This is a genomic window from Streptomyces sp. NPDC058685, assembly GCF_042714725.1.
Lineage (GTDB): Bacteria > Actinomycetota > Actinomycetes > Streptomycetales > Streptomycetaceae > Streptomyces.
Map to the genome: position 1 here is coordinate 1 of NZ_JBHXSL010000077.1, position 12943 is coordinate 12943.

10 protein-coding genes and 1 pseudogene are annotated in these 12943 nt (G+C 67.7%); 4 read left to right on the forward strand and 7 right to left on the reverse strand.

Annotation, left to right across the window (positions count from 1 at the left end):
• Window positions 1-196: 196 nt before the first annotated feature.
• On the reverse strand, window positions 197-448 hold the full coding sequence (locus tag ACFWU3_RS34080; protein ID WP_384445177.1) for a DddA-like double-stranded DNA deaminase toxin: 252 nt from the start codon (window positions 446-448) through the stop codon (window positions 197-199).
• Between ACFWU3_RS34080 and ACFWU3_RS34085 the strand changes: the two genes are divergently transcribed.
• Window positions 429-752 carry a hypothetical protein gene (locus tag ACFWU3_RS34085; protein ID WP_384445183.1) on the forward strand — a complete coding sequence of 108 codons (324 nt, stop codon included), beginning with the start codon at window positions 429-431 and terminating at the stop codon, window positions 750-752. The two genes, ACFWU3_RS34080 and ACFWU3_RS34085, sit on opposite strands and share 20 nt — an antisense overlap.
• Here the strand turns inward: ACFWU3_RS34085 and ACFWU3_RS34090 are convergent.
• Both ACFWU3_RS34090 and ACFWU3_RS34095 read right to left on the reverse strand, forming a co-directional pair.
• Window positions 739-1020: a hypothetical protein gene (locus ACFWU3_RS34090; RefSeq protein WP_384445179.1), complete on the reverse strand. Its 282-nt coding sequence runs from the start codon at window positions 1018-1020 to the stop codon at window positions 739-741. The genes ACFWU3_RS34085 and ACFWU3_RS34090 overlap by 14 nt on opposite strands.
• 761 nt (window positions 1021-1781) lie before the next feature.
• Window positions 1782-2384 carry a hypothetical protein gene (locus tag ACFWU3_RS34095; protein ID WP_384445145.1) on the reverse strand — a complete coding sequence of 201 codons (603 nt, stop codon included), beginning with the start codon at window positions 2382-2384 and terminating at the stop codon, window positions 1782-1784.
• A gap of 120 nt (window positions 2385-2504) precedes the next feature.
• Between ACFWU3_RS34095 and ACFWU3_RS34100 the strand changes: the two genes are divergently transcribed.
• Entirely contained in the window at window positions 2505-3038 is a 534-nt protein-coding gene (locus tag ACFWU3_RS34100) for a hypothetical protein (protein WP_384445147.1), read from the forward strand.
• Between the two features lie 62 nt (window positions 3039-3100).
• Here the strand turns inward: ACFWU3_RS34100 and ACFWU3_RS34105 are convergent, their stop codons facing one another.
• Together ACFWU3_RS34105 and ACFWU3_RS34110 are read right to left on the reverse strand one after the other, a co-directional pair.
• Window positions 3101-4498: a hypothetical protein gene (locus ACFWU3_RS34105; RefSeq protein ID WP_384445149.1), complete on the reverse strand. Its 1398-nt coding sequence runs from the start codon at window positions 4496-4498 to the stop codon at window positions 3101-3103.
• A 658-nt stretch (window positions 4499-5156) separates the two neighbouring features.
• Window positions 5157-5930, reverse strand: coding sequence for an ArsR/SmtB family transcription factor (locus ACFWU3_RS34110; RefSeq protein ID WP_384445151.1), 774 nt, complete (start codon window positions 5928-5930; stop codon window positions 5157-5159).
• Window positions 5931-6222: 292 nt separating this feature from the next.
• On the opposite strand from ACFWU3_RS34110, the gene ACFWU3_RS34115 reads away from it, so the two are divergent.
• Both ACFWU3_RS34115 and ACFWU3_RS34120 read left to right on the forward strand, forming a co-directional pair.
• Window positions 6223-7176, forward strand: a complete 954-nt coding sequence (locus ACFWU3_RS34115) for a hypothetical protein (protein WP_384445152.1) — start codon at window positions 6223-6225, stop codon at window positions 7174-7176.
• A gap of 60 nt (window positions 7177-7236) precedes the next feature.
• Window positions 7237-7383, forward strand: a pseudogene (locus tag ACFWU3_RS34120) (IS5/IS1182 family transposase); the annotation flags it as partial.
• Between the two features lie 526 nt (window positions 7384-7909).
• Here the strand turns inward: ACFWU3_RS34120 and ACFWU3_RS34125 are convergent.
• Together ACFWU3_RS34125 and ACFWU3_RS34130 are read right to left on the reverse strand one after the other, a co-directional pair.
• Window positions 7910-10618 carry a sigma-70 family RNA polymerase sigma factor gene (locus tag ACFWU3_RS34125; RefSeq protein WP_384445154.1) on the reverse strand — a complete coding sequence of 903 codons (2709 nt, stop codon included), beginning with the start codon at window positions 10616-10618 and terminating at the stop codon, window positions 7910-7912.
• An 838-nt stretch (window positions 10619-11456) separates the two neighbouring features.
• Window positions 11457-12533 carry a hypothetical protein gene (locus ACFWU3_RS34130; RefSeq protein ID WP_384445181.1) on the reverse strand — a complete coding sequence of 359 codons (1077 nt, stop codon included), beginning with the start codon at window positions 12531-12533 and terminating at the stop codon, window positions 11457-11459.
• Window positions 12534-12943: the final 410 nt, after the last annotated feature.

The following is a 12943-nucleotide window of genomic DNA, read 5'->3' on the forward strand; positions in this document are numbered from 1 at the left end:
CATACGGCCGGCGGCAGGGGCAGCGTCGGCCAGCAGCGGGTCCAGGCGGGCGGTCAGCGCGCGAGCTGCCGCGACCACCTTGCGTCCCTGTGGTCGGGTCTCCACCAGCACCCGCAGAGCGGAGAGGACTTCGGGGGAGCCACATCCTGCGAATCCTTCAGGAAGCGAAGCTTGCCTCGGAAATGAACAGCCATGATCACGGCTTCGTCCTCATTCCTACAATGATACGTGGGCTGCCGTCGCCCGGATAGTATACCTTCATCGTCGAACCAACAGGCAGGATGGCTTCCACGGCCTTCCGGCAATTCATGAACGAATTACATACGCCCTCGTTATTGTTGATAACGACCTTGGCATGCTGAACGCCATTCTTCTTCATCCAAACTGCATACTTCGTCTCCACGTGGGAGGCTGGAGGGAAATTCCCCTTGCTGGGCCACGGGGGCATCCCAGATGTCCTAAGGAGCACATTCGCCTCCTCGTACAAGCTGTCCGCTTCGCCGTCTCTGTCGCTGACGTCGGAGCCGAACGTCGATCCGCAGATGCCGCAGAAGGTGATGGTGCGCAAGACGTACGAGGCGATGTGGGCCGAGCAGATGAAGGCCTACCGTAAGGCGAACCCCGCAGGCACGCAGTTGAAGAAGTACGCGGTGCTAAATGCGCTGAGTCTATTCGAGGCCGATCTGGCGCACATGCGCAAGCACGGCACCGTCATCCGCGTCACCCAGCCGAGCGGGGTCAGTCTCCGATGAACCACAGATACAGGTGCAGCCCGCGCTCGACGACCTGGCACAACTCGCGGGCCTGAGCGACCCATTCACCACCACATGCAGCCGGGAGCCGGTCAAGTTCCGCCAGCAGCAGCGGCATTTGCCGCTGGTTGAACACCGCATCCCCATACGGGGTCAGGGCGAAGAGCATCGGGAAGTCCGCCGGGTCCAGGTCCGCGAAGTCAGCGGTCCACACCACACCGGCCTTGGTGCGGGCCACGAAGTCTCCGCTGTCACCACGCACCGCCATATTGATCACCCGCCGAGCCTATCGGCGGCTACGTCGACCAGCGAAGGAATATACGACCGTGACGTTTCCCCAGGCTCCGGCCCTGCCCGAGAAGTTGGACAGGCTGATGCGCCGGATGCGCCTGCCCTATATGCGCAAAGCCGCCCCGGATGTGCTGGCTACCGCTCGCGCGCAACGCTGGGATCCCGCCGAGGTCCTGCGGCTGCTGATAGCCGAGGAGGTCACCGGCCGTGATGCGGCCACCCGGCGCCTGCGTCGCCACTCAGCGAACTTCCCCACCGGCAAGACCCTGGAGTCCTGGCGGGCCGAGGACTCCACGATCCCTGAACCCACCCAGAACTCGCTGTGGCCCGCGCTGGCGGGACTGCCGCGTCCGCTGACCGATGCGCAATGTCGACGAGCCGGAGCAGGCACCGGCCTGGCGCCCCGAGCACGGTCAGCCGCCCACCGTGTGGACCTGGCCCTCCGGGCACGCCCCCGGCATGCTCGTGCGGACCGACAGACACTGGGCTTACGCCTGGGTACAGGCCCGGCACGAGTACCGCGACGGCCGGATCGTCTACCAGGTAGTGGTCGACGTCGACCAGTCGCTTCAGGTGCGGACTCGCTTCTACCGATGGCCGCAGGACGGCCTGCGCTGGGCCCACCCCGGCCGAACCGAAGCCAGCCGAGGCCACCACACAGGTGCTGAATCCTTGAAAGGCCCGCGGCGATAGCCGCGCATCTGTGGCCGATGATGAAGCGCGTGGTATCGGCGGGAGCTACCTCTTGACGGATACGTACTCGGGCTCCCCCTTGGAGGGGTCACCCGGCTCCCCGAAGTACGTGGTGTCCCAGCCCAACAGTTCGTGCCGGAGTCGATGGAACTCGACGGTCAGCTCCCAGAGCTCTGTACTGCTGGTGAACTCGATCTCCGGAGCTCGCGCGCCCTTCTGACGGCTGCCTTTGAGGGTCAGCCACTGCTGAGACTCGTCGTCGTGAATCAGGTATCCGTGCACGAAGCGATTCCGATCCCCGAACCGCTCTTTGCACAGCTTGAGCTCACTGATGATGGCCGCACGAGGCCTATCAGGAATGGTGCTGCCCTTCCCTCCTTCAAGCGATCGGATGCACCCACCGGCGAGTTGGTTGCCGGTATCGCCAGCGTTGTACGCGTAGGCACGCGCCTCCTCATCCAGGTGCACCAAGAAGGCATGGAGCATGTACTCAACGGCAGCCGCCGCGCGCACGAGGAGGCCGAGCCCCATGGTGAGCGCCGCCTCCTCCTCATCCATGTCCGCGGTCAACCACGGGACGGGGGACGTGAACGACGGACTGCTGCACGTCTCCGCCTCGGCCAACTCGGATGATGGCGGCTGGGTCATGCGTACCTCCACGGTCGTGCCAGTGCGCCTGTGAGACCCGCACGTCCCCTCAAGGGTTGCCCCGCAGTTCTCATCTCTTGATCGGGGCTAACGCGGCTCAGTCGGATGGTAGAACCGGGCATGACCTTCACGACGTCGGGTGTCGCCGCTGCCAGCATCAAGGCCACCGGCAGCGTCACCGCTGCACTGATCGGGCGCTACCGGCCCGCGGGCGTTCCTCGGCTGGGCAGCAAGGAAGACCGGGCGGAGGCGTACCGGCGACTGCTCGACGCCTCGACGCGCTCGTTCAACTACGCGTTCCAGTTCTCCCACCTTCAGCGGGAGGCGGGACGGGCAGCGCACAAGCTGTTGCTGAGCCAGCTGCCCCAGGCGTGGGAGGTGAGCGGCGAACTCATCAGCGCACTGCACGGCGTACGGCTGTGCGGCACTCTGCCGGTCATCGCCGCAGCGGAGGATCTGGTCTCCGCAACCAGCGACCTGGAGATGAACGAAAAGGACAGCGCTCGCTTCCAGCAGCAGGGTGCGGCGGTGGTCACAGCCCAGGGCGCTTTCCTCGACGTCTGCCGCGAGGACCTCTCGTACGCCACGAAGCGGTGGCAACTGCTGCGCCGGTACAACGAGCGGCGCTTCCTGCGCCAGCAGCCAAGCCACTGACAAAGGACAGCGCCTGCAACATAGGCCGGATGGCGGCCACCGCCCAGGATCCCACCGAGGTGTCAGCTGCTGCTGATCACCCTGAAGCGGCGGAACATATCCGGGAGGAACTGCCCCAGCAGGGCTTGAGCGTGAGCAAGGCTCTTGAGCTCGTCGTGGCCGAAGCGGAACACCTCGTACTCCCTGAGCTTGAGGTCCCGGTCGGCAGCGACCATCTCCGCGTATTTGGCAGTGTCCGGAGTGCGGCCGCAGTCGCGCGTGTAGTGCTGTGATCCGTCGACCTCCAGGACGACGCGCTGTCCATGAGGTAGCAGCAGGAGGAAATCCATGCGGGAGCGCAGCAACGCCTGAGGGCCGCGGTCTTGGACGGTCTTGTGGTCCCAGTGCAGCCACACTTCGGGCAGGAGAGCGGGATCATCCGCAGAGGGGGCCGCGTGGTAGGCCATGAAGAGGTTCCTCTGGCCGGGCGAGTTAGCCGGCAGGCTCTTGAGGAGGCGTTGGTAGAGATCCGACCTAGGGTCGGTCTCACTGCTGATCTTGCGAGTGTCCTGCCACCAGGCATGCAGATCGCCCCAGCGTAGGCCCGCGGTGGGGATCTCCCGGTCGTATACGAGGGTGTCGTCCGGGTTCCCTCCGACGATCTCGATGTCGTTGTCTACCGAGGATCGGAAGCGGATATCCGGTTTGCGCAAGGAGGCAAAGATGATGTTCTTCGGCCGCCGGTTGCTGTGCAGCCGCGTCGATACCAAGGTGAACAGGGGATAGCCGCCATCACTGCCGGTCTGTCTCAACTCGATTCCGGCGGCGCGGAGATGACCGTTGATCGTGCTGACGGTCATCTTCCGGAGGTTCTCATCAAGGAGGACGTCCGCCGATACGAGGCCCTCCAGGAAGCGGGCGAATCTGGCGTCCCCAGCCTCGAACATGCTGAGGTTCTCGAAAAGGTCTTCCGTTGACCAGTCTCCGGGGTTGCGGAAGACGTGCCGCTTGATCAGGTCTGTCAGTGTCACCGGCCGCATCCCGTTCAGCAGCTGATCGAAGGAGAGGTTCTGCTCCTCGGTGATCCAGAAGCGATCAAGCAAGTGCAGGAAGCGGTCGTGGTGCTGGGCCAGCTCCGAGAGGTCGAGGGCGCGCGCCAGCTCACGGCGGGCCTTCTTGGGTATCTCGGGTGGTGTGTCCTCTGCCCACAGCAGGTCTTCGAGCTGATGGCGGATGGTCGGGTTCACGTAGATGTCGCGCTGTTCCAAGATGCGTCGAGTAATCTGTGGCAGCTCGGACTCGGGTACCTGACGGAAACTCAGGTCAACTCGCTCGCGCTTGGTCCCAGCATCTTCAGGGACCGGTGGCATGCCCAGTTGTTCGAAAGCCACGTTCAGCGTAGCGTGCGTCTGGCCGCTAAGACGTGCGACGAACTCGCCGACCAGGGTGCGCAGCGCCGAACGATTCCCGGTGTCGACCATGGGCAAATGGTCGCAGAGACCGAGGGAATCCGGCACCTCAGCGTGCCGAACCCCGCCGTACGCAAGCCGGGCTCGGTGTGGACCGAGCTGCCCCGGCCCGTGAGAGCCGGCGCCGAAACGGTCGGGCACGTCCGCCTCGGGTATGCCCGCGCGACCGCCCATGCCGGTGTACCGCCGACCGCCGACCGTCACCCGCCGACGGCGGATGCACGACGATCGGCAACAGGGGAGGCGGCGAGCAGAGCGGGCGACGAGGCTGAGCGATCGCCCCGCGGTCGGTTCCGCTGGTCGTCGTGTGGAGCCGACGTGTCCTGCGGTTGGGCGGGTGGAAATCGCCGCCACGGTGAGATGCTGACCGAGTGGACGCTGCCACCTCCCCCGCCTGAGCGGCAGCACCCACGCCTGCGGCCGCTCGGGCTCGAGCAGGAGTGCACAGCGAGCTTGCGATGCAGCGCGAAGGCGGGCACGAACCAACCGGTCAACAGCAGCGCGGCGGTGATCCGTACGAGTTTGAGACGCGGTCATCCGTCCCGGGAACACAGCTTCAGAAGTCCTTGGCGTCGGGCCGGCTACAACGAGGCCTTCAGAGACCGGACTTCGCGGCTAAAGACACGGTGCGCGGGTCGCGAGACGAGCGGGTCCGAGCGGGGCCATGGGGTCACAGAGCCTCGCCGCGCAGCAGATCCTCCCCCAGCGGTTTCAGTGCATGCAGCACCGAGGTACCAGTGCGGGTAGTCGTCACCAGTCCGGCGTTGCGCAGCACCGTGGCGTGCTCGCTGGCCGAGGCCGGGGAAATGCCGACGTGTTCGGCAACGGCTTTGGTGGTGGCTGGCACGCGCAGCGCAGCCAGCACGGCCGCCCGGGTTTTGCCCAGCAGCGGCCCGAGGACGTCAGCGCCGTGAGCTTGGGGGTCTGTCAGGCGGACCGGATACACCAGTACGGATGGATCCTCTGGCCGGTACATCAGCGTCGGGGTGTCTGCGGCGCAGGAGGGCATCAGCAGCAGGCCCCGCCCGCACAGCGGTACGTCGTATGTACCCGCCCACGGGATGTGCAGTGTCGGCGGAAGCCACCGCCAGTGAGTGCTGAGCGTGGCCAGGAGCGCGTCGACGCCACCGCGCATCAGCGTCTCGGCACGCAGCGCCCGGTCGGCGGCCACCGCAGCCCGGATGCGCGGCCACAGCGGGAGTACCGCGGTGTGGTGGTGCCGCAGATCTCCCAGGAGAGCGCTTCGTGCCGCGGGGGCGCCGGCCGCCAGTTCACCGTGCTGGCGGGCGGTCCGGGGTGTGGCTGGCAGCGGGGCGACTTCAGCAGCGAGGCGAGCACCGGGGGTGCGGCGGACGATGTCGAGTGCCGTGGGTAGGTCGGCGGCCTCCGGCTGGAAGAGGAAATCGGGCAGGTAGTCCCGCGCGCCGAGCAGCCCCTGGAGCATTCCCGGGGGCGTGGCCCCGCCGTCTGTCTGCGACCGGCGACCCCCGTGCAGGGGGGCGTACCGGCGGCGGGCGGCGAGCACCGTCTCGGTCAGCGGGTCGGGGCCCGGCGCGAGCGTGATTCGCCTCAGGTCTGCGGGGAGGAAGTGCAGACGCATCATGACGGTCGATTCTCCACCGCCGCGGAGGCATTCGGCCAGACCCGAAAGGCGATGCGGTCGGGGTGTTGGCCGGAGGACGCTCGCGGGGCGTTCCGCCAGAGCGGACGTAAGGAATCCACTCACGGAGGTCCCCATGCGGAGATCCGTCTGGCTGTCGTGCCTCGGCGTCGCGACCCTGCTGGCGCTAACCGGCGCGGCGGCACCCACCGCCGCCCGCGACCTTCCCCGCACGTACGTCGTTTCGGCGGAACCAGGCGTCCTGCCGGAGGGCATCGCGATCCACGACGACGGCACGATGTACGTCTCGTCCGACGGAACTGGGGCGCTCTTCCGCGGTAACGTACGCTCACCGCAACTGCGGCCGTTCGCGGCCGAGGGCACCGGCGACCGGCCCAGCACGCTGGGGGTCCACACCGACCGGCGCGGCCGGGTGTTCTCCGTCGGCGGCGGAGAACTGACGGTGCACGACCGGCGCGGCCACCTGCTGGCCACACGCACCGCAGAGGCCGGACCTCTGGGCGCGCCCGACCTCAACGACCTGGTGGTTACGCGGGACGCGGTGTACGTCACGGACTGGGCCAACCCCGTCGTTCACCGGGCCGAAATCCGCGGCGGGCGGATCGGGCCGCTACTGCCTTGGCTGGACCTGCGCCCAGCCATCCCCGGCTTCCCGTCGCAGTACTGGCTACTCAACGGCATCGTCGCCGACCGGAGCGGGGAGACGCTACTGGTGGCGTCCAACGGCACCGAGGCGGTGTGGCGGGTGGAGACCGCGACACGCGAGATCACTCAACTCGACCTGGGTGACCAGTCGTTCGGCGCAGACGGCATGGTGCTGCACGGCCGCACCCTGTACGCCGTCCTCAACTACGGTGCCCCGCACGGGGTGTACGTCGCAAAGCTGGATGACGACTTGCGCGGCGGGACGGTGACGCACCGCCTCACCGGCGAGGGTTTCGACCTGCCGACCACGCTGGCTCGGCATCACTGCAGACTGTACGTCGTGAACAGCCAGCTCGACGATCCGCCGGGCACGCCTCCCTACACCGTCACCGCGGTCGACGATCCGGTGTGCGAGCGGCACTAACTGATCGTGCCGGAATGACATTCGTTGTGTGGTCTGGCAGTTGGGTATTGGGTCGGCAGCATCTGTTGGGTCTCTGCTGATCTTGTGCCTGACCTGTGGGAACGTGTGGCGTCGTTGTTGCCTGTTCGTTCGCCTCGGCGGCAGCGGTATCCGGGGCGGTTGCCGGCGGGTGACCGGGCTGCGTTGCGAGGCATCGTTCACGTGCTGTGCAAGAGCGAGTACCGGCGCCTCCTCCGTGCCCGCGGCATCACACCGAAGATCGCCCGCACGGGCACGGCCCATGGGACAGGTATTTGCGCAATGCGTGCGACACGCGTCCCATGGTCACCGATCACACAGCAGGACGGCCACAGACTGAACGCTGTAACTCCAAAGCCCTCCCACTTCGGAGTAGCCGGGCCAAGCCCTGAACGCTTCGTCGCGTCTCGTTCGGGGCTTTGCCTAGTCCCGGGAACACCCGGTGGTACCCGCCCCGACGTACAGAAGCCCCGGACCACGAGGGATGGTCCAGGGCTCCCGCCCACTTCGCGGGTCCTGCACAACGCGCCAGACACTGCGCTGGTTACGCACCGGCCGCCAGCACCCGCTGGCGGCGGACAGACGTGGGGCCGATATCGAAGGCGACCGGTTCACTCAAGGGCGCCGACCCCACCCAGGTCCGCACCGACTTCACCTCCGTCGCCACGATCAGGTCCGGACCGCCCCCGGTAGCCCCGGGGACGGCCCAGCCGTGTCAGGAACGCCTGCGCCGGGCGAGCACGAGCAGTCCGGCCCCGGAGACCAGGACAGCCGCGGCGATGCCCAGCGGCAGCACCAGGTCGGACCCGCCAGTCTGCGCCAGCGGTTCGTTCCCGTGGGCTGTGAGGCCGGAGCCGTCGTCACCGGCCGCGCCGGGTGTCGCGCCCTTGCCGCCGGCCGCACCCCCGCCAGCCGAGGTGCCCGCGTCCGTGTCACCGGACCGTTCGCCGGCACCCGCGTCCGGGCCCTCCCGCCCCGGCGCCCACGAGTCACCACTACCCCCGGCGGCCACGGTGGCTTTGAAGGTGTAGGCGCCACGGTCCGGTGCGCCGCCCTTGCGGGTCGCCCCGGTGAAGTCGGCGATCATAGCCGGGAGCGGGATGGCGGAGCCGATGGCGGGTGAGCCCTTCGTGAGCCGGAAGTCCGCGTTCGGGCTCTTGCCGGGGGCGGTGAACTTCGGGTCGGCGATGATGTCGTGCGGCCCCTTGGTCGCGGGTGCCTTGCCGCCGAAGTAGACGTTGTAGTCGTACGTGACGTTCAAGTTCCGGGACTTGCTGTTGGTGGCCTGGCCCGGGCGGCCGTATGAGATGTTGTTAAGGAGCCGTACGTCGGTGCTGTCGTGGGCGAAGATGTTGGCGTAGGGCGTTTTGATGCGGGTGCTGCGGCCGTTGAGGTAGGCCGTGTTGTGGACGATGTCCACGTGCTGACTCTTGTAGGCGTGGATACCTGAACCGCCGTTGTCGTAACTGATGTTGTTAGCGACCAGTACGCGTCCGTTGTAGGCCGGCCTCTCACGCTCGGGGTCGCCCTTCGTCGTGTCGACGATGATGCCGTTGCCGTCGGAATAGCAGCGGCAGCCTTCCCACTTGACCCTGGTCTCGTTGTTGTGGACTCGGTTGCCGGTGATGCGGATCCTGTACGTCCGGGGGTCGCCGCCGCCGGTGTCGCGGGGGGTGAGGATGGAGATGCCGCTGGTGCCGTAGACAGTGAACCAAGCGTTGGAGTGGACGTGGTTGCCAATAATGTTGACGTGGTCGGCCTCGATCGCGGAGATCCCGCCGCCCGCGCAGCCGTGCACCAGGTTGCCGGTGATGTCGACGTGGTGGGAAAACGTGCCGGACTCCCGGTTCCTCTCCACGGATATGCAGTTGGTGTCGTATGTGGGGTCGGTCTTGCTCGACGAGCGTTCGGCGTCGGCCAGGGACAGGGCGGCGTTGTTGCCCTTGACCTCAAGGTTCTTGATGACGATGTGGGACGCGCCGTAGACGCTGATGCCGTTCCAGGCTGTCTTCGGGTTAAGGACCGGCCGGTGGCCGGGATACGCCGTGAAAGTGATGGGAGCTGCCGGACGCCCCGAGCGTTTGATGGTCAGCACGTTGGAGCCCTTACGGGGCTCTGTGTAGGTGCCGTTCATGACGGCGACGATGTCGCCAGGGGCAGTCAGGTCCGCGGCTTTCTGAAGGGTGCGGAACGGCGATCCGGCCGATGTGCCGGGGTTGGAATCGCTGCCGCTGGAGCTCACGAAGTAGGTGGGGGCGAGGATCCTCGCGGGCACGGACGTGCGGAAGGCGCGCGCGACTACGGGGGACGGGGTGGGTGGTGCGGGGGTGCGGCTCTCCGCGGGGGCGGCGGAGGCAAGCGTCCCCGTCATCGTCGACGGACTTGCCTGGGAGGCCGTACTCCGCGCGCTGGCGGAGTTCTCCGCAGCCATCGGGCCCATGACGAGGCCCGTCACCACGAGCGCGGCCACCCCGGCGGCGACGGTCGCGCCCGTCGCCTTGGCGGAGAGTCCGCCGAGCATACCGTGGTCGCCACGCGGGCGGCCGGTCGTGGAACGACCGTGCCCGCGGAGCGCCGGACTCCCCGCCTCGCCGAGCGCCGGCCCGGTCCACCCCGTCGCCCCCGCCGCTGCGAGATCTCCCGTGCGGCCCGGTACAAGCAAGGGCAGGCCCGCGAGCAGCCGCTCGGGCGGGACCAGTCGGCCGGCGGGCTGCCCGCACGGCTCACAGGAGCGGAGGTGCCGGGCGATCCGCTTGCGCAGCAGGGGGCTGGGGATCGGGTCGCCCGGGCTGGCGAGCTCGGTCAGCTCCGCGCAGCGCGGGGTGCGAGACAGCGCCCGAACGACCGTCCGTGCCACGTCCAGCTGGGTCTTCATCCGCTGGACCTGGACCGCCAGATGGGCCGCCGGAAGGCTCATAGCCGCTGCGATGTCTTTACGGGACAGCCGTCCGCACGCCTCCAGCCACCATAGCGACAGCAGGTCCCGGTGCGACGGGTCAAGCCACGCGGTGGCCGCGGCGACCTGCCGCTGCTCGGCGGAGAGCGACTGCCGCAACAGGAAGAGGGTCGCGAAGTCGGCTTCCGGCGAGTGCCGTTCGTCGGCGTGCTTCAGCGTCGTCAGCCTGCCGGACCGCGCCCGGCGCCGGGCGTCGGTGAGCTGGCGAACCGCGATGGCCACGAGCCACGAGCGGAACTTCGCCGCGTCCCGCAGGTCCGGCAGCGCGCGGATCACCGCGACCATGGTGTCCTGCACGATGTCGTCGACGTCGAGGTCGGTTTCCGCCGCCCGCCCGACCACGTTGTAGACCAGCGGCAGGGCACCTGCTGCGAGCCGTTCGACGGCCCCGGCGTCCCCGCCGCGGGCTGCCTCGACCGTGCGGCGGTCCGGAAACGTGTCGGTCCTGTCGGACCCGTCATGTCGCATGCGATACATCCTCGGACAAGAGCAGGTGTGGCTGCTCTGGTGGGCGGTTGTCGCAGCAGGAGACGAGCGGGCGGTCCGGGCATAACAGTTTTCGCCCCCGGGCCCCACCTGCCTTCCTCCTCACCGGACGACCGCCCCTCTGCTCAGCGACCCGCGTCGGCGTTGAAGTCCGCGTACGGCCGGGGACGGGCTACGCCTCGATGTTTGCGGCCCCAGGGCACGCATCGTCGACTGATACGGCAACTGGCCTGGCGGCCAATGCTCAGTACCGCATGCGCCACCGGATGGCTACTGATCACCATTGGGGTGCCGTGGCTGGTGAAGCTGAAGTTCGGCCCGGCCACGGCGCCGCACCCTCGCGGCGCTGGCCGGGGCGTTGTCAGTCGCTAGATCTACGCTCCGCTCTACGAACCCCCGCCGCGTTCGATCCGCACGACTCCCCCGCGATCTCCTCCACGCCCAGCGCCACATGGCAGCTCTGTACGCCCAGCTCCACGCCCTCCAGGTTCGCCTTCCATGGTCCCGCGAGGCACATCCCCGGGTGAGAAGAGGAGAAGGAGCGGGGGCGGCAGCGCCCCGCGCGGCAGGCGACTAACGGATGGACGGCGGACGAGGCGGCCGAGTACGGCCGGCTGTCGGCGGAGCTTCGCACCGCGGCCGCTCGTCGTGGACGGTCACCCGCAGTGGGACCGTGCAAGGAGACGGGCGCGCACGAGCTCACCGCACGCCAGGGTCTCAAGCATGCCAACGGCACCGCGCCCGCAGTCCGGGGCGATGTCACCACCGAACATGTTCGTGCTACGAGCTCTCCCAGGAAGGTACTGACAGCCCTGCAGTCTCATTGGATCAGGTCGGTGTGCGGGTGTTCCGGGGATGTCGGGCAGACGTAGAGCTGCATGTTGTCGGTGCTGCCGACCTCCACCTTCGTCGGCTGGGAGGGGTCCTGGCCGGCACGATGACTGCCCGCATAAGCGGCCGCCTGGTCTTCGTGCGGCGCCCAACTGCGTCGCTCACCACCGTCCCATTCGAAGGAGGCGATGGTCAGCAGCGGGACCATCAACACCGCGCACGCACTGCAGTGCCGGGGGTAAGGGTCGGTGCGGCCCCAGGGCGGCCAGCCGCCGACCTTCCAGCCGGGAGCGTCAGCCACGTGGCCGTCGTAAAACTCCTCCGGACACTCCTCGTACGACCCATCTATGCCGGGGACGGCCGCCTGCCATCGAGTCCAATCCCCCACCGCCAACCGTATTTCCGGGCTCAGATCGAGACTGCAGGGGTACTCGGTGATGGCTTCCGGAGCCAGCAGACAGGGCTCCGGAACATAGCCTTCCCAGTCCGCCTCAAACGGCTCCGGCGGCGTGGCGAGGATGTCGACGACATCGTCAGCAGAGCGCCAGAACAGCGCCGTCGCTGGCTTGCTATCAGGGTCGTGGTCGTAGGGGCACCAAAGGACCTGGAGCAGATCGGCCTGCCCGGGCAGCTGCAAAAGGGGCACGTCCCGTAGGTACAGCTGGGCCACGGGCAGCAGGGGGACCGGGCACTCTGCAGGCGACGGCGGGTCGGCGTCCAATCGCCTTCTGCGCGCTTCGGCGTTCCGTTCCTTGGTCACCTCTTCCTCGGTCGTGAGCGCGGGACCATGGGGGTCCTTGTGCAGCCGGGCCAGCCTGCGCCTGCTGAGCCGCACTTCCGGCAGCGACTGGCGGAAGCCACTGTCACGGTGCAGGTGCGAGTCTTCGCAGTGCGGCCACGGTTCACCGGCCGGCCACAGCAACGGCCCTCCGACCGAGCTGTCCCTGATCGAAGGCGATCCCGGGCGGGGATGCAGGCGGATTGCAGGACGGGCCAACGGTGCCAGTTCGGGAAAGACCGCGGTCACATCCATGGGCCGTGGCGGAGTAGTACGTACGAAAGCCATGCCGGTGATCCTGCCATCAGCCACCGACAGTCTCCTGATGCCTCAACTGGGCCACAGCATGCAAGTGACGCACCAACCCGAGTACGGCGACATCAGGCCTGGCTATGTGACATTTTCGTGCCGCGGCGTTCAAACACAGCGGAACGAGCTGGAGTTGTCTGCGTCACTGGTCGAAATCGATGTGCTCGACGTGGGTGCAGCGGACCACTTCCAGGCTGCCGGCGCGGTGGGCCGCCGTCCGGCCACGCTGCACGCGGACGAGTCATGCCCTGCCCTGGCGCGCGGCCTGCAGGGGCAGGACCCGGACGGACACAACGGCGAGGCGGGGGGGGGGCGTGAAGCCCCCCCACGGGTGGGGGGGTGTTTTTAAAAAAAAAACAACCAACACAAACAGAAATAATTAGGATTTT